The sequence below is a fragment of the Nocardioides cynanchi genome, from assembly GCF_008761635.1.
Classification (GTDB): Bacteria; Actinomycetota; Actinomycetes; order Propionibacteriales; family Nocardioidaceae; genus Nocardioides; species Nocardioides cynanchi.
The window spans coordinates 1,495,215-1,513,866 of record NZ_CP044344.1 but is presented as its reverse complement, the minus strand read 5'-3'; the positions used below and the strand labels follow the sequence as shown (position 1 = coordinate 1,513,866).

19 protein-coding genes are annotated in these 18,652 nt (G+C 73.1%); 11 read left to right on the top strand and 8 right to left on the bottom strand.

Annotated elements, in window-relative coordinates; genetic code table 11:
• Position 1 precedes the first annotated feature (1 nt).
• The 5 genes from E3N83_RS07505 to E3N83_RS07485 are packed head-to-tail and all read right to left on the bottom strand — an operon-like array spanning position 2 to position 2,852.
• Complete coding sequence (locus E3N83_RS07505; protein WP_151082695.1) at positions 2-613, bottom strand: DUF4126 domain-containing protein; 612 nt, start codon at positions 611-613, stop codon at positions 2-4.
• Positions 614-648: 35 nt separating this feature from the next.
• A complete protein-coding gene (locus E3N83_RS07500; RefSeq protein ID WP_151082694.1) occupies positions 649-1,476 on the bottom strand; it encodes a hypothetical protein in 828 nt (275 codons plus the stop codon).
• Entirely contained in the window at positions 1,473-1,958 is a 486-nt protein-coding gene (locus tag E3N83_RS07495; RefSeq protein ID WP_151082693.1) for a SigE family RNA polymerase sigma factor, read from the bottom strand. The genes E3N83_RS07500 and E3N83_RS07495 overlap by 4 nt, the downstream gene beginning before the upstream one ends.
• A 55-nt stretch (positions 1,959-2,013) precedes the next feature.
• Positions 2,014-2,376 carry an ArsC/Spx/MgsR family protein gene (locus E3N83_RS07490; protein ID WP_151082692.1) on the bottom strand — a complete coding sequence of 121 codons (363 nt, stop codon included), beginning with the start codon at positions 2,374-2,376 and terminating at the stop codon, positions 2,014-2,016.
• On the bottom strand, positions 2,376-2,852 hold the full coding sequence (locus E3N83_RS07485; RefSeq protein WP_151082691.1) for a YbaK/EbsC family protein: 477 nt from the start codon (positions 2,850-2,852) through the stop codon (positions 2,376-2,378). The genes E3N83_RS07490 and E3N83_RS07485 overlap by 1 nt, the downstream gene beginning before the upstream one ends.
• Before the next feature lie 28 nt (positions 2,853-2,880).
• On the opposite strand from E3N83_RS07485, the gene E3N83_RS07480 reads away from it, so the two are divergent.
• The 7 genes from E3N83_RS07480 to E3N83_RS07450 all read left to right on the top strand — a co-directional run bounded on the left by E3N83_RS07480 (position 2,881) and on the right by E3N83_RS07450 (position 10,991).
• Complete coding sequence (locus E3N83_RS07480; RefSeq protein ID WP_151082690.1) at positions 2,881-3,420, top strand: hypothetical protein; 540 nt, start codon at positions 2,881-2,883, stop codon at positions 3,418-3,420.
• 162 nt (positions 3,421-3,582) lie between these two features.
• The gene (locus E3N83_RS07475) at positions 3,583-3,966 is read left to right on the top strand and encodes a DUF6504 family protein (protein ID WP_151082689.1); all 384 of its coding nucleotides are present in this window, start codon (positions 3,583-3,585) and stop codon (positions 3,964-3,966) included.
• A gap of 3 nt (positions 3,967-3,969) precedes the next feature.
• Positions 3,970-4,479, top strand: coding sequence for an SAV_6107 family HEPN domain-containing protein (locus E3N83_RS07470; protein WP_191908000.1), 510 nt, complete (start codon positions 3,970-3,972; stop codon positions 4,477-4,479).
• A 4-nt stretch (positions 4,480-4,483) separates the two neighbouring features.
• The gene (locus E3N83_RS07465; RefSeq protein ID WP_151082688.1) at positions 4,484-8,386 is read left to right on the top strand and encodes a DNA polymerase III subunit alpha; all 3,903 of its coding nucleotides are present in this window, start codon (positions 4,484-4,486) and stop codon (positions 8,384-8,386) included.
• Positions 8,387-8,459: 73 nt separating this feature from the next.
• The gene (locus E3N83_RS07460; protein ID WP_151082687.1) at positions 8,460-9,191 is read left to right on the top strand and encodes a methyltransferase; all 732 of its coding nucleotides are present in this window, start codon (positions 8,460-8,462) and stop codon (positions 9,189-9,191) included.
• An 81-nt stretch (positions 9,192-9,272) separates the two neighbouring features.
• The gene (dinB, locus tag E3N83_RS07455) at positions 9,273-10,541 is read left to right on the top strand and encodes a DNA polymerase IV (RefSeq protein WP_151082686.1); all 1,269 of its coding nucleotides are present in this window, start codon (positions 9,273-9,275) and stop codon (positions 10,539-10,541) included.
• 81 nt (positions 10,542-10,622) lie between these two features.
• Positions 10,623-10,991 carry a DUF3040 domain-containing protein gene (locus E3N83_RS07450; protein ID WP_151082685.1) on the top strand — a complete coding sequence of 123 codons (369 nt, stop codon included), beginning with the start codon at positions 10,623-10,625 and terminating at the stop codon, positions 10,989-10,991.
• Between the two features lie 47 nt (positions 10,992-11,038).
• On the opposite strand, the gene E3N83_RS07445 is transcribed toward E3N83_RS07450, so the two are convergent.
• The 3 genes from E3N83_RS07445 to E3N83_RS07435 are packed head-to-tail and all read right to left on the bottom strand — an operon-like array spanning position 11,039 to position 15,709.
• Entirely contained in the window at positions 11,039-13,438 is a 2,400-nt protein-coding gene (locus E3N83_RS07445; RefSeq protein WP_151082684.1) for a transglutaminase TgpA family protein, read from the bottom strand.
• The gene (locus E3N83_RS07440; RefSeq protein WP_151082683.1) at positions 13,435-14,739 is read right to left on the bottom strand and encodes a DUF58 domain-containing protein; all 1,305 of its coding nucleotides are present in this window, start codon (positions 14,737-14,739) and stop codon (positions 13,435-13,437) included. Before E3N83_RS07440 ends, E3N83_RS07445 begins: the two co-directional genes overlap by 4 nt.
• On the bottom strand, positions 14,732-15,709 hold the full coding sequence (locus E3N83_RS07435; RefSeq protein ID WP_151082682.1) for an AAA family ATPase: 978 nt from the start codon (positions 15,707-15,709) through the stop codon (positions 14,732-14,734). Before E3N83_RS07435 ends, E3N83_RS07440 begins: the two co-directional genes overlap by 8 nt.
• A 497-nt stretch (positions 15,710-16,206) precedes the next feature.
• Between E3N83_RS07435 and mraZ the strand changes: the two genes are divergently transcribed.
• The 4 genes from mraZ to ftsL all read left to right on the top strand — a co-directional run bounded on the left by mraZ (position 16,207) and on the right by ftsL (position 18,647).
• Complete coding sequence (mraZ, locus tag E3N83_RS07430; protein ID WP_151082681.1) at positions 16,207-16,635, top strand: division/cell wall cluster transcriptional repressor MraZ; 429 nt, start codon at positions 16,207-16,209, stop codon at positions 16,633-16,635.
• A 238-nt stretch (positions 16,636-16,873) separates the two neighbouring features.
• On the top strand, positions 16,874-17,053 hold the full coding sequence (locus tag E3N83_RS07425) for a hypothetical protein (protein WP_151082680.1): 180 nt from the start codon (positions 16,874-16,876) through the stop codon (positions 17,051-17,053).
• An 8-nt stretch (positions 17,054-17,061) separates the two neighbouring features.
• Positions 17,062-18,024: a 16S rRNA (cytosine(1402)-N(4))-methyltransferase RsmH gene (gene rsmH, locus E3N83_RS07420; RefSeq protein ID WP_151082679.1), complete on the top strand. Its 963-nt coding sequence runs from the start codon at positions 17,062-17,064 to the stop codon at positions 18,022-18,024.
• The gene (gene ftsL, locus E3N83_RS07415; RefSeq protein ID WP_151082678.1) at positions 18,024-18,647 is read left to right on the top strand and encodes a cell division protein FtsL; all 624 of its coding nucleotides are present in this window, start codon (positions 18,024-18,026) and stop codon (positions 18,645-18,647) included. The genes rsmH and ftsL overlap by 1 nt, the downstream gene beginning before the upstream one ends.
• The last annotated feature ends 5 nt before the right edge of the window (positions 18,648-18,652 follow it).

The following is an 18,652-nucleotide window of genomic DNA, read 5'->3' as shown; positions in this document are numbered from 1 at the left end:
GTCAGGCCGGCGGCGTCGCGACCGCGCGGGCCGGACCCCTGGGGCCTCGGCCCTTCCACCTCCGCCAGCCACGTCGTACCACCGTGGCGAGGAGATAGAGCAGCACCAGCCCCCCGGCCAGCAGCACGCCGGCGACGCCGGCGGCCGCTCGGGGATGGTGGATCGCGAACAGGATGACGCCGAGGACGGCGAGGTCCTCGGAGACGCTGGCCGCGATGTTGCTGAGTGGCTCGGGGGAGGAGTTGATCGCCAGCCGGGTGCCGGCCTTGACCGAGTGCGACAGCAGCGCGGTGCCCCCGCCGACGGCCGCAGCGACCGCCCCGTTGAGAGAGTCGGCCTGGCCGGCCAGCAGGACGCCGACGACCGCACCGGCGGTCGGGCGGATGGCGGTCGACACGGCGTCCCACGCCGAGTCGACCAAGGGGATCTTGTCGGCGACGAACTCCATCGCGTAGAAGAAGGCGGCCACCGCGAGCACGTCCCAGCGGTGCAGCACGTCGGGCACCTGCTGGGTGTCGTGGACCCGGTCGGCGACGCCGAGGACCAGGACGACGAGGTAGCAGTTCAGGCCGCTCGCCCAGCCGCTGGAGAAGACCAGTGCGAGGGCGTTCACGCGCCGAGTCTAGGGATGTCGACCCGTGGCCATGGTCAGCCGATGGTGCGCGGCGCGGGGTTCGTGGGCAGGTCGTAGCCGGCCAGGGCCGGGTCGCCGGCCAGGTCGCGCAGGGTGCTGACCGGTACGGTCCACGCATCGGCGGCCTCGCCGGCCGTGGCCGTGTGCACGACCTCGGACGCCGAGCCGGTCACGCCCTGGGCGGCGTCGATCACCGTGACGCTGCGCAGGTAGTAGACGGCCGAGTCCTGAGTACGGGGGTGGCTCGCCGTCAGCATCTGGTGGGAGCCGTCCGGCTGCGGGGCACCGATCGCCCCGACGGAGGTCATCACCAGTGAACCATCGGCCCGGTGGGTCAACGTGCAGGACGCGTAGAGGCCGTCGGCGAGGCCCGACGCGCACGACTCGTCGGCCCGGGCCAGGTCGCCAGGGTCGACACCGTTGGCCGAGACGCGCAGGGTGTGGCCGTCGGGCAAGGCGTACCCGACCGTGACGTACTGGGCCGCAGCGGAGTCCGGCGACACCGGACGGAGGTCGCCGTCGCGGGCGAGGACCTGCCCGTCGGGCAGGTCGGGCTCGGTCGCGCCGAAGGCCTCGGCGGAGGTGGCCAGCAGGTGCTGGGCGACGGTGTCGCCTCCGGCCGAGAAGCCCGGGTCGACCGCCGTGGCGGACCGGTCGGGAAGGCTGTGGAGGGCGACGGCACCCACCCCCAGGACGGCGGCGGTCGACAGCGCCACCGCACCGGACCGGAGGCGGCGCACCCGGTTGCCCCGGGCGATCGTGCTGCTCGGCGACGCGCGGAACGCGGGCTCGTCGCTGGAGACGTGCTCGCGGAGCAGGGTCTGCAGGTCGTGGTCGGTCATCGGGACTCCTCGTTGATGAGCTGCGGAAGGTGGTCGCGCAGGGTGGACAGGGCTCGTGCGGTCTGGCTCTTGACGGTGCCGTCGGCGATGCCGAGGGCGTCGGCCACCTCGAGGACCGAGAGCCCGTCGAGGTAGCGCAGGGCGACGATCGCCCGTTGCCGGGGTGGCAGCAGGGCGAGGGCGTCACCGACGTCGAGCGGGCACTCGTCGTGGGTGACGGCGTGATCGGGCATCAGGTCGGTCGGCGACTCGGGTGGTCGGCGGCGCAGATGGGTCAGGCACTCGTTGACCACGATCCTGCGGGTGTAGGCGTCCCGGGTCTCCTCGCGCACCCGCCACCACGCGGCGTACAGCTTGACGAAGGCGCGCTGGGTGAGGTCCTCGGCGGTCTGCCAGTCGTGCACGATGAGGTACGCCGTGCGGCGCAGCGCCGGGCCACGGCCGAGGAAGTACTCGGTGAAGTCCAGGTCTCGTCGGCTCACACCCTGACTACTCCGATCTGGTGGTCGAGGGTTCGCACGGCCGGCGGATATCTCCTCAGCCGCCCGCCTCGTGCTCGATCGCCCGGGCCACGGAGCCGGGGTCGCGGCCGATCACGGCAGTGCCGTCGGCCGCGGTGATGATCGGGCGCTGGAGCGCGCGGGGGTGGGCGGCCAGACCGTCGAGCCAGTCGCCCCGGTGGTCGGCGTCGCGGGGGAAGGCGAGGCCCTCCTCGGCCGCCTCCTTCTGCCGGGCGATGTCCCACGGCTCGAGCCCGAGCGCGGCCAGCACGCCCTCGAGCTCGGCGCGGGTGGGTGGGTCGTCGAGGTAGCGGCGGACGGTGTAGTCGACCCCCGCGGCGTCGAGATCGGCCAGCGCCACCCGGCACTTCGAGCAGGCCGGGTTGACCCAGATCTCCATCAGTCGACCTCGACCTCGGTCGCCCCCGTCATCGCCAGCAGCTCGTCGTACGTCGTGGAGAAGACGGCGGCCGGGTGGCCGGCGGCGGCCCAGATCACGTCGTACTGCCGGAGGGCGGTGTCGAGCCAGGTCGGCACCGGAGCGGGGTGGCCGATGGGGGAGACGCCGCCGATCACCTGGCCGGTGTGCTCCCGGACGAAGTCGGGAGCCGCCCGCTTCAGGCGGGGTACGCCGATCCGCTGCGCGGTGGCGTCGGTGTCGACCCGGTGCGCGCCCGAGGTCAGGATCAGGGCCGGCCCGGCCCCGGTGTCGAAGAGCAGGCTGTTGGCGATCGCGCCGACCTCGCAGCCCAGCGCCTCGGCGGCCAGGGCGGCGGTGTGGACCCGGTCTGGCAGGATGACGACGCGGCCCCCGCCTCCGCGGGCGGAGTGGGCCTCCTTGAACCTGAGAACGGCTGCAGGCTCCTGTTCGGGCATGCGGCGACCTTAGCCGGAAGGGGCGGGTGTGGATCGGCGACTGCCGGCGTCGGTGGGCCTGGCGATGCGTGCCGTCTGGGGCCTGGTCGGCATCATCGGGCTGACCGTGGTGCTGATGGCGGTCTTCTACACCTCGGTGATCGGCTCCTGGGCGCGCCGGCACGAGGGCGCCCGCGAGGCCTTCGCCCAAGGTGGCCGGGCCGGTCTGGAGCGGGCCGGGTTCGTCCCGCCCGCCTTCCTGCCGGTCGGGGCCACGATGTTCGTGGTGGCCGCGATGCTGGTGTGGGTGCTCACCGTGTTCTTCCGCGAGGGGCACCGCTGGGGCCAGCTCGGGCTGAGCGGCCTCGTGCTGGGCACGATCTTCGCCAGCGTGGCCCTCGGCTTCGTGCTGCGGCCACCCGCGGCGTTCGTGCTGCTCGCCCTGGTCTCCCTGGTGGTCGAGGCGGTGGCCGCGGCCTGCCTGTGGCACCGGGACACCCTCGACTACCTCTCCGACACCTGGGTCGACGACGCGGTGGACGGCCCGGTGGACGGCCCGGTGGACGGCGGGGTCGAGAGCCCGGTCTGAGGCTCGTCCACACCTGCTCGCCGACCCTCTTGCATTGTCGGCGGGGAGGTGTAACGTTCTCGTTGTTCGAACAGGTGTTCGATCATCCGACTCCGGCGAGGGCGACCTCGACCCCCGTCCTCGCCGGGTCGGATCCGCGGGGTCGGTCGAGGGGGAGACGGCATGAGGCGTTACGACGACCCGGTGGAGACCCGGATGGGTCAGGTGTCCGGCATGGAGGGTCCCGAGCAGTTCCTGTGGCGGGGCCGGTTGTGGAAGGTCCGCGCCGTGCTGGCGCACTGGGTGGAGACCGGTCCGTGGTGGCAGTCTCCCGGAGCCCGGGCGGTGATCGGCTCCGACGAGCCGCTGCCTGCCTCCGGGTCGGGCCAGGAGGTCGGCGGGGGAGACGGGCTCCGAGGCGTCGACCTGCTGGGAGAGCGCGAGCTGTGGCGGGTGGAGGCCGGCCGCGGCCCCGCGGATGGTCCCGACGGTGCGGGCGGGGGAGTCTTCGAGCTCGCCTTCGACTGGAGCGACGGGCGCTGGGCGCTCGTCGGCTGTGCGGACTAGCCGATGAGCGACCAGCGCCGTCGTGAGTCCGAGGAGAGCCCCTTCTCGCTGCCCGCGACCACCCACGCCTATCTCGCCCGGTCCGCCGAGTCGCTGAGCGAGGCGGTCCACGCCCCCGACGTCCCCACCCGCTATGCCTGCGCCCACGTGGCCGCGCTGCGAGCCGCGGCCGCGTTGCTGGCCGCCCGGGCTCGCCCGGCTCCGGCGCGTCGCCGCCCACAGAAGAACGCCTGGGTCCTGCTGGCCGAGGTCGCTCCCGAGCTGGCTGAGTGGGCGACCTTCTTCGCGGCCGGTGCCGCGAAGCGGGCCGCGGCCGAGGCGGGTTCCACCCGGGCGGTCAGCGAGCGCGAGGCCGACGACCTGGTGCGTGACGCCGACCGGTTCCTGACCCTGGTCGAGCAGGCGTTGGGGCTGGCGCCCCACCTGCCCTCTCACCTGTCGCCCCATCTGGTGGTCGTCCCGGGTCCGCCGGTCCGCCGCCCGGTCGCGCCCACCACCGTCCGCGCCGGCTAGCCGGATGGACCCCTTCGTCCACCTGCACGTCGCGTCCGGCTACTCCTTGCAGTACGGCGCCGCCCATCCGCACGTGCTCGTCGAGCGCGCGGCCGAGCAGGAGATGGACACCCTCGCCCTGACCGACCGCGACGGCACCTACGGCGCGGTCAAGCACGCCCTGGCCTGCCGGGCCGCGGGGATCCGGCCGGTGCTCGGCGTGGACCTCGCGGTCCGGCCGTGCTCCTCACCGGTCCAGGAGCGAGCGCTGCGAGCCTCTCGACACCAGGGCCCCCGCACCCCGGTCCGCGGCGGGGAGTTCCGCGACGACCGGCTGCTTCCGCGGGCCACGTTCCTGGCTCACGCCGGCCAGGCAGGCGGCCGGGCCGGCTGGGCCGCGATCTGCCGGCTGGTCTCGGCCACCCAGCTGAGCGGTGAGCGTGGCAAGCCGGTGGTCGACCTGTCGGTGATCGCCCCGTGGCTCGCGAGCGGTGACGTGGTGGTGCTGCTCGGCCCGACCTCCGAGGTCGGGGCCGCGCTGGCTCGGCGTCGTGACGACCTGGCCCACGCGGCGCTCGCCCCGTGGCTCGAGCTGGTCCCGCGCGACAACCTCCTGCTCGAGCTGGTCTCCCATCGGTTGGCCGGCCGCGGCGGGGAGTGGGGTCCGGGCACCACCCCGCACGCCGCCCGGATGGCCGGCTTCGCCCGGCGGGCCGGGCTGGGTGCGGTGCTGACCAACGCGGTGCGCTACGCCGACCGCCGCGACGCCCCGGTCGTCGACGTGCTCGACGCCGCCCGGCGGCTGGTCGCCCTCGACCGGCGTCATCTGGATCGCGGCAACGCCGAGGGCTTCTTGAAGTCCGGCAAGCAGATGCACGAGGTCGCCGAGGAGATCGCCCGGCTGGCCGGCCTCGGAGACAGCGACCGCGAGGCCGGCCTGCTGCTCGCCCGGACCCGGCAGGTCGCCGACCGCTGCGCCCTCGACCCGCGGGCCGACCTGGGGCTGGGGGAGGTCCACTTCCCGGAGTTCGACCTCTCCGGTGCCGGTTCCGGCGATCCCGGCCGGCAGCAAGCCGACCAGATCCTCCGGCACCGCTGCGAGTCGGGCATCGGCCGCCGCTACGGCTCGGCCCCCCGGCAACGCATCTGGAAGCGTCTCGACGACGAGCTGGAGATGATCCGCGGCCTGGGCTACGCGTCGTACTTCCTGACCGTCGGCGACGTCACCGACCTGATCCGCGACCTGGGAGTGCGCTGCGCCGCGCGTGGCTCGGGGGCGGGCAGCCTGGTCAACTACCTCCTCGGGATCTCCGGGGTCGACCCGATCCGGCACGGCCTGCTGATGGAGCGGTTCCTCTCGCCGCTGCGGGCCTCACTGCCCGACATCGACGTCGACGTGGAGTCGGCCCGGCGCGAGGACATCTACCGCGCGATCCTCGACCGCTACGGCGGGGAGCGCTGCGTCTGCGTCTCGATGATGGACACCTACCGCGTCCGCCACGCCGTCCGCGACGTCGGCGCCGCGCTCGGGATGCCACCCGGCGAGACCGATGCGATCGCCAAGGCGTTCCCCCACATCCGGGCTCGCGACGCCCGGATGGCGATGCGCGACCTGCCCGAGCTGCGGGCAGCCGGCCTCGACAGCTCGCGGCTCGACCTGATGTTCGACCTGGTCGAGCGGCTCGACGGGCTGCCGCGCCACATCGCCGTCCACCCCTGCGGGGTGCTGCTCTCCGACGCCACCCTCCTGGACCGCACCCCGGTGGAGTCCAGCTTCGCCGGGTTCCCGATGAGCCAGTTCGACAAGGACGACGTGGAGGACCTCGGGCTGCTCAAGCTCGACGTGCTCGGCATCCGGATGCAGTCCTCGATGGCGCACGCCGTCGACCTGATCCGCCGCACCGACGGCCTCGAGATCGACCTCGACGACGAGGAGCAGGTGCCGTTCGACGACCCCGAGACCTTCGAGATGATCAGCTCCGCCCGCACGCTCGGGGTGTTCCAGATCGAGTCACCCGGTCAGCGCGAGCTGGTCGGCAAGTCCGGCATCGAGACCTTCGACCACATCATCACCGACATCTCGCTGTTCCGGCCCGGGCCGGTCAAGAGCGACATGATCACCCCCTACCTCGAGGCCAAGCACGGCTGGAGGTCGGTGACCTATCTCCACGACGACCTGCGCCCGATCCTCGAGCAGACCAACGGCGTGGTGGTCTTCCACGAGCAGGTGATCGAGATGATCGCCCAGTTCGCCGGCATCACCAACGCCGAGGCCGACGAGAAGCGACGCGCCCTCGGTGACGTCGAGGGGATGGCCGAGACCAAGGTCTGGTTCTTCCCCCGCGCACTCGGGCGCGGCTACCCCCTGCCCGTGGTCGAGGCGATCTGGAAGGTGATCGAGGCGTTCGCCTCGTTCGGCTTCTGCAAGGCCCATGCCGCGGCGTTCGCGCTGCCCACCTACCAGTCGGCGTGGCTCAAGGCCCACTGGCCGGCGCACTTCCTGGCCGGGGTGCTCACCCACGACCCCGGCATGTACCCCAAGCGGCTGATCCTCGAGGACGCCCGCCAGTGCGGCATCGAGATCCTCGGGCTCGACGTCAACGCCTCCGAGAAGGCCTACGTCGTCGAGCAGTGCCGTCCCCGGCAGCTCGCTGCGTGGTCGCTCGAGGACGACGACATCGCGGCACCGGAGGGCGGTTGGCCCGACGGGCGGGCCTGGGGCATCCGGCTCGCGCTGGCCGAGGTCAAGGGCATCAACGCCGCAGAGATCGACCGGATCCTCGCCGCCCGCGGCGGCGGTCCGGCCGGGGCAGGGTCGCCGGTCCCCTACGTGTCCCTCACCGACTTCTGGCACCGCGCCCAGGTGTCGCGGCCGACCGCCGAGCGGCTGGTGCTGGCAGGCGCCTTCGACTCCGTCTACGGTCTCGGGTCCACCGTGGGTGCGGCCGGCGGAGGCGTGCGCCGCCGGACCAGGGTGACCCGGCGCGACCTGCTGCTCCAGGTCGCCGAGCTCGACCGCCACGCCCGGGCGATCCAGCGCGCCGGCCGAGCCCGCGGGCTCGCGGCCGGGCGGTCGAGAGCCGGCCGGGCACCGGTGCCGCGGCCCGCCGACCTCCGGGTCGAGGAGGCCGCCGCCCGCACCAGCACCGACCCCCGGACCCGCGAGGGGTCGGTCGCCCTCGAGCGCCACCCCCTGGCCAGCCAGGGGGTGTGGGCCAAGGCAGCGGCCCAGTCGCGCGCGAGCGCCGACCCGCGGCCGGTGACCTCGCTGCAGCTGACCCTCGACCTCGGCGACGAACCGCAGGAGCAGGTCAGCGGCCTGCCCGAGATGAACGCCGACGAGCGGATGCGGGCCGAGCTGGAGATCCTCGGCCTCGACGCCAGCCGGCACGTGGTCGACACCTATGCCGAGTTCCTCGACGACCTCGGTGCGGTGCGCAGCAAGGACCTCCTCCTCCAGCGCAGCCGCGCCGAGCTGCTGGTGGCGGGCGTCAAGGTCGCCACCCAGACCCCGCCGGTCCGGTCCGGGCGGCGGGTGGTGTTCCTGACCCTCGACGACGGCACCGGCCCGGTCGACGCCACCTTCTTCGAGGACGCCCAGGGGCCCTACGCCGCGACCGTGTTCGACTCCTGGCTGCTGGTGGTCCGCGGTGAGCTGCGGCGGACCGGTCGATGCGGCGTGTCGCTGAGGGCGACCGGCGCCTGGCCGCTGCCCGACCTCCACACGCGCTGGCAGCGCGACGGCATCGAAGCCGTCCGTGCCCACCTGGCGGTGGTGCCGCGCTTCGAGGAGGTCACCCACCACCGGGTCCTCACCCACTCCAGCGGGTTCCGGATGTCCCCGTACGCCGACATCAAGCCGCCCGGTGAGGACGTCAAGGCCGTCGCCAGGAAGCTCTGGCACCGCAGCCCCGGGAGCCCCGGATGACCCACGCCTCCCTCGCCCCACCCATCCGGACACCCATCCGGCGCCGGTCCGCCCAGCCTCTAGGCTGGCGGCCATGGCCGGCCGCAGCGACACCCGCACCGCCGTGGTGTGGTCCGCGCTGGAGCCGACGCTCGGCAGCGGACCCCTCGACGTCCTCGACATCGGGGGCGGCACCGGTGGTCTCGCGGTCCGGGTCGGTGAGCTCGGCCACCGGGTCACCGTGGTCGACCCCAGTCCCGACGCCCTGGCCGCGCTGGCCCGCCGGGCCCGCGAGCACGACGTCGAGGTCGCCGGCCTCCAGGGGGAGCTGGCCGACCTGCTCGACGTGGTCGAGCCGGCGAGCGCCGACCTGGTGCTGTGCCACGGTGTCCTCGAGGTCGTCGACGACCCGGCCGACGCCCTGGCCACCCTGGCCCGGGTGCTCCGCCCCGACGGGATGCTCAGTCTGCTCGTCGCCCAGCGCTACGCCGCCGTGGTCGCCCGGGCCATGGCCGGCCACTTCCAGCAGGCACTGGCCCTGCTCGACCCGGCGCCCGGCGCCGGGCGCCGTCCCGCCGAGCCATCGGGCCGGTCCGGGCGGCGCTACACCCGTGACGAGCTCACCGGCCTGGTGCAGCAGGCCGGGTTCGTCCCCGTCGCGGTGCACGGCGTCCGGGTCTTCACCGACCTGGTGCCCGGCTCCCTGCTCGACCTCGAGCCCGGTGCCACCGCCGCCCTGGTCGAGCTGGAGCAGGCCGTCGCGACCCTGCCCGAGTACCTCCCGCTGGCCACCCAGCTGCACCTGCTCGCCCACCGGTCCTCCTGAGCGGAGCTGCAGGGCCGGTGCGCAGCGACGTCGTACGCCGCTGACCACGCCCGCCGCCCGGCTGCCCGGGGGTGGTCTCTCATGAGCGGCGCCCCGGCGTCGCCTCCACCGACACCCGGCCCGGCATCCGGCACAACACCCGGCCCGGCACCGGTCACGCCGATCCTGCACGTCGACATGGATGCCTTCTATGCCAGCGTGGCGGTCCGCGAACGCCCCGAGCTGCGTGAGGTCCCGGTCATCGTCGGCGGAGGGTCGCGCGGGGTGGTGCTCTCGGCCAACTACCTCGCCCGAGCGACCGGCGTCCGCTCGGCGCTGCCGATGACCCGCGCCCGCCGGATGTGCCCGGCGGCGGTGGTGATCGCACCCGACTTCGAGACCTTCACGACGGTCTCGGCCTCGGTGATGGAGACCTTCCGCCGGGTCACCCCGCTGGTGGAGGCGCTCTCGCTGGACGAGGCCGTCCTCGACGTCCGGGGCTCGACCCGGCGGCTCGGCACGCCGGAGGAGATCGCCGAGCACCTGCGCGCCACGATCCACGACGAGCAGGGCATCACCTGCTCGGTCGGGGTGGCGGCCTCGATGACCATGGCAAAGCTGGCCAGCCGCTGGGCCAAGCCCGACGGGGTGGTGGTCTGCCCGCCCTCGTCGGTCACCACGATGCTGCACCCGCTCGACGTCGGTGAGCTGTACGGCGTGGGGGAGAAGACCCGCGAGATGCTCCACCGCCTCGGTCTGGTCACCGTCGGCGACCTCGCGCACACGTCGGTCCGGACCCTCCAGCGTGCCCTCGGCCACCACCTCGGCCGACACCTCCACGACCTCTCGTGGGGCATCGACGAACGCCAGGTGGTGGCCCGTACCAGCGGCTCCTACTTCGGCGTCCTGGGCGGAGACCCCGACAAGTCGATGGGCGCGAACGAGACCTTCGCCCACGACACCGACGACCGGGCCTCGATCGTGCGCGAGCTGCTGCGCCTGACCGACCGGGTCACCAGCCGGATGCGCGTGGCCGGAGTGGCCGGGCGCACCGTGACCATCACCGTCCGGTTCGCCGACTTCACCACGATCACCCGGTCCCGCACGATGGCCGAGGCCACCGACGTCACCCAGGAGATCTACCGCGAGGCGGTCCGCTCCTACGACGCGCTCGGCCTGCAGCGCGCCCGGCTGCGGCTGGTGGGAGTCCGGGTCGAGGGTCTGGTGACCCGCGACCGGGTCCACCGCCAGCTGGTCCTGGGCGAGCGGGACCAGGGCTGGTCGGAGGCCGACCGGGCCATGGACCGCATCGTCCGCAGGTTCGGGGCCGGCACCGTGCGGCCCGCGAGCCTGCTTTCCTCGAACCGATAGTCACAATTTAAGTCGCCCGCCTACCGCACACCCGAACCGCTGCCTACACTGGCTCTGAGCTCACTGCGAGGGGAGGATCCCGTGCCGCTCTCGGAAGAGGAGTTGCGAGCACTCGAGCAGATGGAGCGCGCCCTCGTCCAAGAGGACCCGAAGCTCGCCTCCACCCTCCGTGGCACCAGCCTGCGGCGTGCCGCCCAGCGCCGGGCCGTCCTGGCCGGGGTCTGCTTCGCCGGTGGCCTGGCCGTGCTCATGTTCGGTGCCATCTCTCGCACCACCCTGCTCGGGCTGCTCGGGTTCGTGATCATGCTGGTGTCCGCGACGATCGCCCTCACGGCGCTCCGCGGCAGCTCCGGCGTCCGCCGTACCCCCAGCCGACCAGGGGCCCCGACCGGGTCCGTCCTCGACCGGTTCGGCACTCCGTGGCGCCGGCGCCACGACGGCGAGTCCTGACCGCTCGCCCCGCGTCGCCCGCTGAGACGACCCGCTGACGCTTGCGCTCAGCCGACGTGGTCGACCACGCCGCCGGTGACCAGGGTCTCCGACGCACGCCCGCCGGGGACCAGTGCGGACTCGGCGTCGTCCCGCGCGAACACCGACCGGGGCATCCAGCTCGCCCGGCGCAGCGCGCTGCGGGTGCTCCCGTGCTCGAGCGCCGCGATGCAGGTGCGGACGTCCTCGGCCAGGGCACCGGGCTCGTCCGAAGCCGCTCGCGCGTAGCGCACCCGCTCCAGAGCGCCCACCACCCGGTCCAGGGCGTCCTCGGCTCCGGGCGCCAGCCCGCGACCGCGTGCCGGGCGGACGGGGGGCGGCCCGTCGGGCTCGGCGCCGAACCAGCCGACCAGCAGTCGCCCGGTGTCCTGGGGCGAGCGCCGGGACGGCCAGCCGACCCCGAGGTCGATGGCACTGTCGCGCAGCTCCGCCCAGGCATCCTCGGCGTGGCCGGCCAGCCGCCGGGTACGACGTGCACGGCGGATCGAGCGCGGCAGGAGAGCCAGCACCGCGAGCAGGACCAGCACCACCAGACCGACCAGCAGGGGCACCCACGGCACGTGGAAGCCCGAGCCGGAGGAGGTGGACGTGGTGGTCTGGTCATGGGGCTTCTTGACCGACTGGCCGGACGTGGGGTCGGTGGCGGTCTTGCCGCCCCCGGGTCCCTGGGACTTCTTGGGGCCACCGTTCGGCCTGGTCAGCGGCTCGCGGGTGTAGATCGGTGTGGTCTTGGCCCGGATGGATGGGGTCGGTTCGAAGCGCACCCAGCCCGAACCCCGGAAGTACAGCTCCGGCCAGGCATGGAGGTCGTGGGCGGAGTAGACCCAGTCGCCGTTGGGGCCGGGCGAGGGCTGGAGGAAGCCCACCGCCACCCGGGCCGGGATGTCGAGCGAGCGGGCCATCACCGCGTACGCCGAGGCGAACTGCTCGCAGTAGCCGATCCGCCCGCCCTTGCCGCGGGTCAGGAAGGTGGTCAGGGCGCTGTTGCCGTCGCCGGAGGCGGTCTTCAGGCTGTAGCGGAAGTGGCCGGTGCTGCGGAACCAGCGCTGCAGGTCGATCGCCTTCTGGAGCCGGGTCGTGTCGCCGGCCGTGACCCGGTCGGCCAGCTGTGAGACCAGCGGCGGGAGCGTGGTCGGCAGCGCGGTGAAGGCGTTTTGGATGGCCAGCGGTGCCTGGAGGGAGTGCGCCATGGAGTAGGCAGTCAGCTGGGGCTGGGAGCTGACCATGGTCCAGGTGGCACCCGCCGTGGTGGGCTGGTCCGACCCGGCGATGAAGTCCATGGTGGTGGCGTCCCAGTGCCAGTCGCCCGCGGCCTCGATGTCGGAGACCGGGAACTGGGTCGGCAGCCAGCTGGAGTCGAAGTCCGAGGTCGCCTGCACCGAGTAGTTGTAGCTCTTCAGCGGCACGTCCCTGGCCAGGCCCTGCTCCATCGGCACGATGCCGTTGGCGAGCTGGTCGCTGATGATCTGCCGGCTGCCGGTGGTCCACTCCAGGCCGTTGAACTGGTTGAGCACCGCGATCCGGAGGTACGACGGGTGGGGGTCGTTGGTGACGATGTCCAGCAGTGGAACGTCCTTGCCGCGCTGGAGGTTGCGGCGCATGTCGGTGATCGGGTTGGTGACCTTCACGCCGCTGCCGCTGCCACCGGAGCCGAACATGCCGAGGCCGTCGAGGTGCAATGTGGGGATGAAGATCGGCAGGATCACCGCCAGCACCACGGCCGCGCTGCCCACCGCACCGGCGCTGGACTTGCTGGCGCCGTTGCTGACCCCGAAGCCGTGCGGGTCGGCACCCGCGGCGCCGGTCCCGAGCGGGCGGCCCCAGCGCGAGATGTGGGCGGACTCCTGGAGGAACATCATCAGCAGGAAGCCGGCCGCGGCCGCCAGGAAGACCGGCCACGAGACGCCCGTGCCGATCAGGCTGATCGGCACGCAGTAGACCGCGAGCAGCGGGAGCCCGGCCAGGGAGACCCGGCGCAGCCAGCACGCCGTGAGGTCGACCAGGAACAGCGCGAGGGCACCGCACGGGATCATCAGGGGCGCGATGCTCGGCACCGTGGTCGGGATCGGCGGCGCCCACGTGGCGGCGCTGACCCAGGCGTCGGAGATCGAGGCGGCGAGGTCGCAAGTCGAGGCGATCGGCGAGAGGAGCGAGCCGCCGAGCATCAGCCAGAGCACCACGACGATCAGCAGGACGTGCAGCGTCACCCCGGCCCGACGGGGGAGCGGAGCGGCACGTAGGGCGGCGCCACCGACGGAGACGACGAGGGCGACGAACAGCAGCGGGCCCAGGAAGTCGCCCCAGTTGCTGGTGAAACCCTTCCACGACCACATCCCGACCCAGGTCGTCGCCGCGGCGACCAGGGCCATCGGCAGGCCCTGGCGCAGTCCCGTGGCCCGGCCGCTCATCGGGCACCCTCCGGCACGGCGCGCACCTCGTCGGGTCCCACTCCGCCGCGCGCGGCGTGGGCGCTGGTCCGGCCGAGGTCCTGCCAGACCAGGTCGAGTCGGTCACGTGGGCGCAGGGTGACCGCCCGCCAGCCCTGACGGACCAGCATCGGCCGCGCGGAGCTCGGGACAACGCCCAGCCCGGCGCTGGAGGATCCCCAGGCCGAGACGTCGAGGGCCAGAGCCAGGGCGGTGCCGGCGTGGTGGTGCATCCGGCGCAACATCGGGCCGTCCGCCTCGGTGATCGCGCCGATCACGGCGAGCAGCAGCCCTCCGTGGGTCGACTCGGCCAGCCAGCCGGTGTCGATGCGGTAGTTGGTCACCGGCTGTACGACGGCCAGCGCCTCGAGCATCGCCCGGGTGTTCAGCTCCGGCTCGCGGGTGTGCCACGTCGTACTCAGGTCGTCGCCGGACGACGTCACCAGCCGGACCGTGAAGCCGCGCTGTCCGAGGTGCACCGCGATCGAGGCGGCCGCCGAGACCGCCGCCTCCAGCGAGGACGCGATGCCCTGCCCCTGGTGGGCGGAAAGCCGGTTGTCCACGAAGAGCGTCGCCCGGGACTGCCAGGGCTGCTCCTCGCGGCGCACCATCAGCTCGCCCACCCGCGCCGAGCTGCGCCAGTGCACGCGACGCAGGTCGTCGCCGCGGCGGTACTCGCGCACGGTGACGTCCTCGGCGCTGCCGATCGCGAAGGCCCGGGGCCGGTTGTCGCCCGAGCCCGTCCAGGCGCCGCCGAGCGGGATCGGCGGCAGCGGCACCGTGCGTGGGGTGACGGTCAGCGGTGCGGTGCTGTGGAAGGAACGGCCCAGCTCCACCAGGCCGAACGGGTCGCTGACCCGCACGCTCATCGGCCCGATCTCGTAACGGCCGCGGACGTCGGAGCGCACCTGGTACGTCGCGTGGCGGCGCCAGCCGTGTCCGATCCCGTCGAGCACGAAGCGCGGCCGCGTGCCCAGGACGTAGGGGACGTGGTCCTCCAGCAGCAGCACCCCACTGGGGGTGCGGCCCTCGTTGGTCATGGTGAGCTCCACCGTGGCCGGCTGGCCGGCGGTCACCGTCTGGGGGCTCACGCTGCGGACCAGGGCCAGCCGGTAACGGCTGCGACCCAGCGTGGCCACCGTGATCAGCGGCAGCGCGGCGACGAGCACGCCGACCCGGGTCAGGGTCGGCTGTCCGAGGAGCACCGCGCAGACCACCGCCGTGATGCCGGCAGCGAGAAACGCCCGTCCGCGGACGGTCAGACCGGAGAGGGCCTCACGCACGGGTCCCCTCGGGGACGGGCACCGCGGCGATGATGCTCTCCAGGATGCTGTTGGTGGTGCGGCCGCCCATCGCGGCCTCGACGCTCGGCAGCAGCCGGTGGGTGAGCACCGACGGGGCGAGACCGAGGACGTCGTCGGGCAGGACGAAGTCGCGGCCCTGCATCGCGGCCGATGCCTTCGCCGCCCGCACCAGATGCAGCGAGGCACGAGGAGAGGCGCCCAGCGAGAGCTCGGAGGAGCGGCGGGTCGCCGACGCCAGCGCCACGGTGTAGCGCTGCACGGCCTGCGAGACGTGCACCTGGCCCACGATCCCGATCAGCTTGCTGATCTCCGAGGCGTCGGTGACCGGCTCGAGGTCGTCGAGCGGGCTGGTCATGGTGTGCGAGTCGAGCATCGCGATCTCGGCGGCCTCGACCGGGTAGCCGACCGACAGCCGGATCATGAAGCGGTCGCGCTGCGCCTCGGGGAGGGCGTAGGTGCCCTCCATCTCGATCGGGTTCTGGGTGGCGATGACCATGAACGGCTGGTCGAGGTGGTACGTCGTGTTGTCGACGCTGACCTGGCGCTCCTCCATGCACTCCAGGAGCGCCGACTGGGTCTTGGGCGACGCCCGGTTGATCTCGTCACCGACCACGATGTTGGCGAAGACGCCGCCGGGCCGGAACTCGAAGTCGCGCGACTCCTGGTTGTAGACCGAGACCCCGGTGACGTCGGAGGGCAGGAGGTCGGGGGTGAACTGGATCCGGCGTACCGAGCAGTCGATGCTGCGGGCCAGCGACTTGGCCAGCATCGTCTTGCCGACGCCGGGCACGTCCTCGATCAGGAGATGGCCCTCGGCCAGCAGCACCGTCACCGCGGAGCTGATCACGTCGGGCTTGCCCTCGATCACCCGCTTGATGTTGCTCCGGACCTTGTCGACCACCCGGCCGAGCGTGTCCAGATCTGCACCCTGTGAAGCCGGAACAGCCACGAGCCGTCCTTCCCGTCGTAACCAGCGCGTTGCGCGTCCACCCGTTGATCTGGTCCGGGGCGCGGTTCGGCGGCGGCCGGTTCCAGGTCGTGCAGGACAACCTACGTGTCGAGGCGTTGCTTGGTTCTGACTCCCGGGGTCACGGTTTGGTTGCGGATTGCTCGCCGGCGCCCGCCGCGGCCTCGCCCAGGCAGCTCCACTCCACTGCCCTCCACCCCGTCGGCGACGGGTCCTGGGACGCCCCACCACCCCCCACCGCGCCCCCCACGCGCCGTTCTGCGGCAGTCCCATCTGCGGCGGCAACGCGCTGACCTGCGGTGATGGGGCAGGGCGTCGGGGGAGTGGGGATGCGCGCTGCGGTGGCGCACCGGCGCCGGCCGAGCCGCGCTCAGGCGTGGATCCGCCGCGTCTTTACCCCGAATGTGGTTGACGGTGGATGAAAGTGGGGTAAAGTGGCGCGAAGTGGAGGGCAGGTCGAGCCAGGTGGAGGTGCCCCGATGTTCGTGGGCTCCTACAACCCCAAGCTCGACGAGAAGAACCGCCTGTTCCTCCCGGCCAAGTTCAGGGACCAGCTCGCGGAGGGACTCGTGGTGACGAAGGGACAGGACTTCTGCCTCAACGTCTTCTCGATCGCGTCGTTCACCGAGATGGCCGCCCAGGTGCAGCAGGCGCCGCTCACGGTCCGCCAGGCCCGGGAGTACGGCCGCTTCCTGGCCATGCGGGCGGCCGAGGACAAGCCGGACAAGCAGGGCCGGATCACCATCCCGGCACCGCTGAAGGAGTACGCCGGCCTCGATCGTGAGGTCGTCGTGATCGGTGCGCTCAACCGCGTGGAGATCTGGGACCCGGCCCGGATCGCCGCCTGGGAGACCGAGCACAGCCAGACGTTCGCCGACATGAGCGAGGACATCTTCCCCACCGGCTGACCGGCCGGCGGGTCCTCACTCCCACAGACACAACTCCACAGCGATTCGTACAGCGAGGTCTCGTGCCCGCTCCCGCGCCGTCTGGGGCAACTTCCCCGGCACCAGAAGGCGCTTCCCCATCTCGACCGCCGCTCCCACAGGGCGCGGTCCCGACGGGAGCGGGCAGAGACCTGGCTGGACGAGTCGCTGCACCACATCCACCGGCAGCACCAGTTCCCATCGAGCGGGGTCGAAACCGATGAGTCTCACGTCCACCCGTCTGGCGGCACCACCCCTTCCGGGGTCGGTGCCCGTCGCGAGCGGCGGCCCGCGGGTCCGCCAGCAGGCGCGGGACGCGGTGGCCCTGATGGCCTTCTCGGCCGCCTCGTCCGTAGGCGTCGCCGGGGGTCTGCTGCTGCTGGCCCAGCTGGGGCGCTAGGCCGGACCATGACCAGCCCCTCCCACGTCCCGGTGCTGCTCGACCGGGTCGTCGCCCTCCTGACGCCTGCCCTCGGACACGAGGGCGCGGTCCTCGTCGACGCCACCCTGGGTCTCGGCGGCCACAGCGAGGCGGTGCTCGGCCGCTGCGAGCTGGCCCGGGTGATCGGCATCGACCGCGACCCCGAGGCGCTGCGCCGCGCCGGCGAGCGGCTGGCGTCGTACGGCGACCGGTTCACCGGCGTGCACGCCACGTACGACGCGATCCCCGAGGTGCTGGACGACCTCGGCGTGGCCCGGGCCGACGCCGTGCTCTTCGACCTCGGGGTCTCCTCGATGCAGCTCGACGTGGCCGAGCGCGGCTTCGCCTACCGCGAGGACGCACCGCTGGACATGCGGATGGACCCGACCACCGGCCCCACCGCGGCCGACGTCCTCAACACCTACTCCCACGGCGACCTGGCCCGGATCCTGCGGGAGTACGGCGAAGAGAAGTTCGCCTCCCGGATCGCCGCCGCCGTGGTCCGGCAACGTGAGACGGAGCCGTTCACGTCGTCGGCACGGCTGGTCGAGCTGCTCTACGACCAGATCCCGGCGCCGGCACGTCGTACCGGGGGGCATCCCGCGAAGCGCACCTTCCAGGCGCTGCGGATGGAGGTCAACGACGAGCTCGGCGTGCTGCGACGCGCCATCCCGGCCGCGATCGACTCCCTCGCCGTCGGCGGGCGCGTCGTCGTGGAGTCCTACCACTCGCTCGAGGACCGGCTGGTCAAGCGGGCCTTCGCCCTGGTCACCACGGTCGACGTCCCGCACGACCTCCCGGTCGTGCCCGCAGACCGCGAGCCCGCGCTGCGCCTGGTCACCCGCGGCGCCGAGCGGGCCGACGCCGACGAGATCGCCTCCAACCCGCGTGCGGCCTCGGTCCGGCTGCGCGCGGTCGAACGGATCCGCCCCGACAGAGGAGTCGCCTGATGAGCAGTCCCGCCCTGGCCCTGCGGAGCCGAGTCCCGCGCCTCGCCGGCGCCGCCATCGAGCGCGCGCGGCTGACGGTCGTGCCCCGGCGCCGCCGCCGGCGGACCAGTCCCGTGCCGTTCCTGCTGGTGGTCTCGATGGTCGCCGTCGGCGGCATCGTGGGGCTGCTCCTCTTCAACACCTCCATGCAGCAGGCGTCCTTCGCCGCCACCTCCCTGCAGCACCAGGCGGACACGCTGGTGGCGCAGCAGCAGGGTCTGGAGATGCAGCTGGACCACCTGCGCGACCCGCAGCTGATCGCGATGCGGGCGCAGAAGATGGGCATGGTGCTGCCCACCAGCCCGGCGGTGCTCGACCTCGCGACCGGCAAGGTGCTCGGCGACCCGACCCCCGCGACCCGTCTCGACAAGCTCCGGCTGACGGCACCGCCGCCGGCCAAGCCCGCGGCCTTCGACCCGGCCGCGCACGTGACGATCGTCCGCACCGGCGGCGGGCGTCACCAGGACCAGCCAGGGTCGACGACAAAGTCGTCGGACAACACGGGCCACGGTTCCCGGCACCAGGGGCGGCGCGCCGGTAGACAGGGCACCACGCACGGCACCCACCACGCCGCGGCGCACTGAGCAGG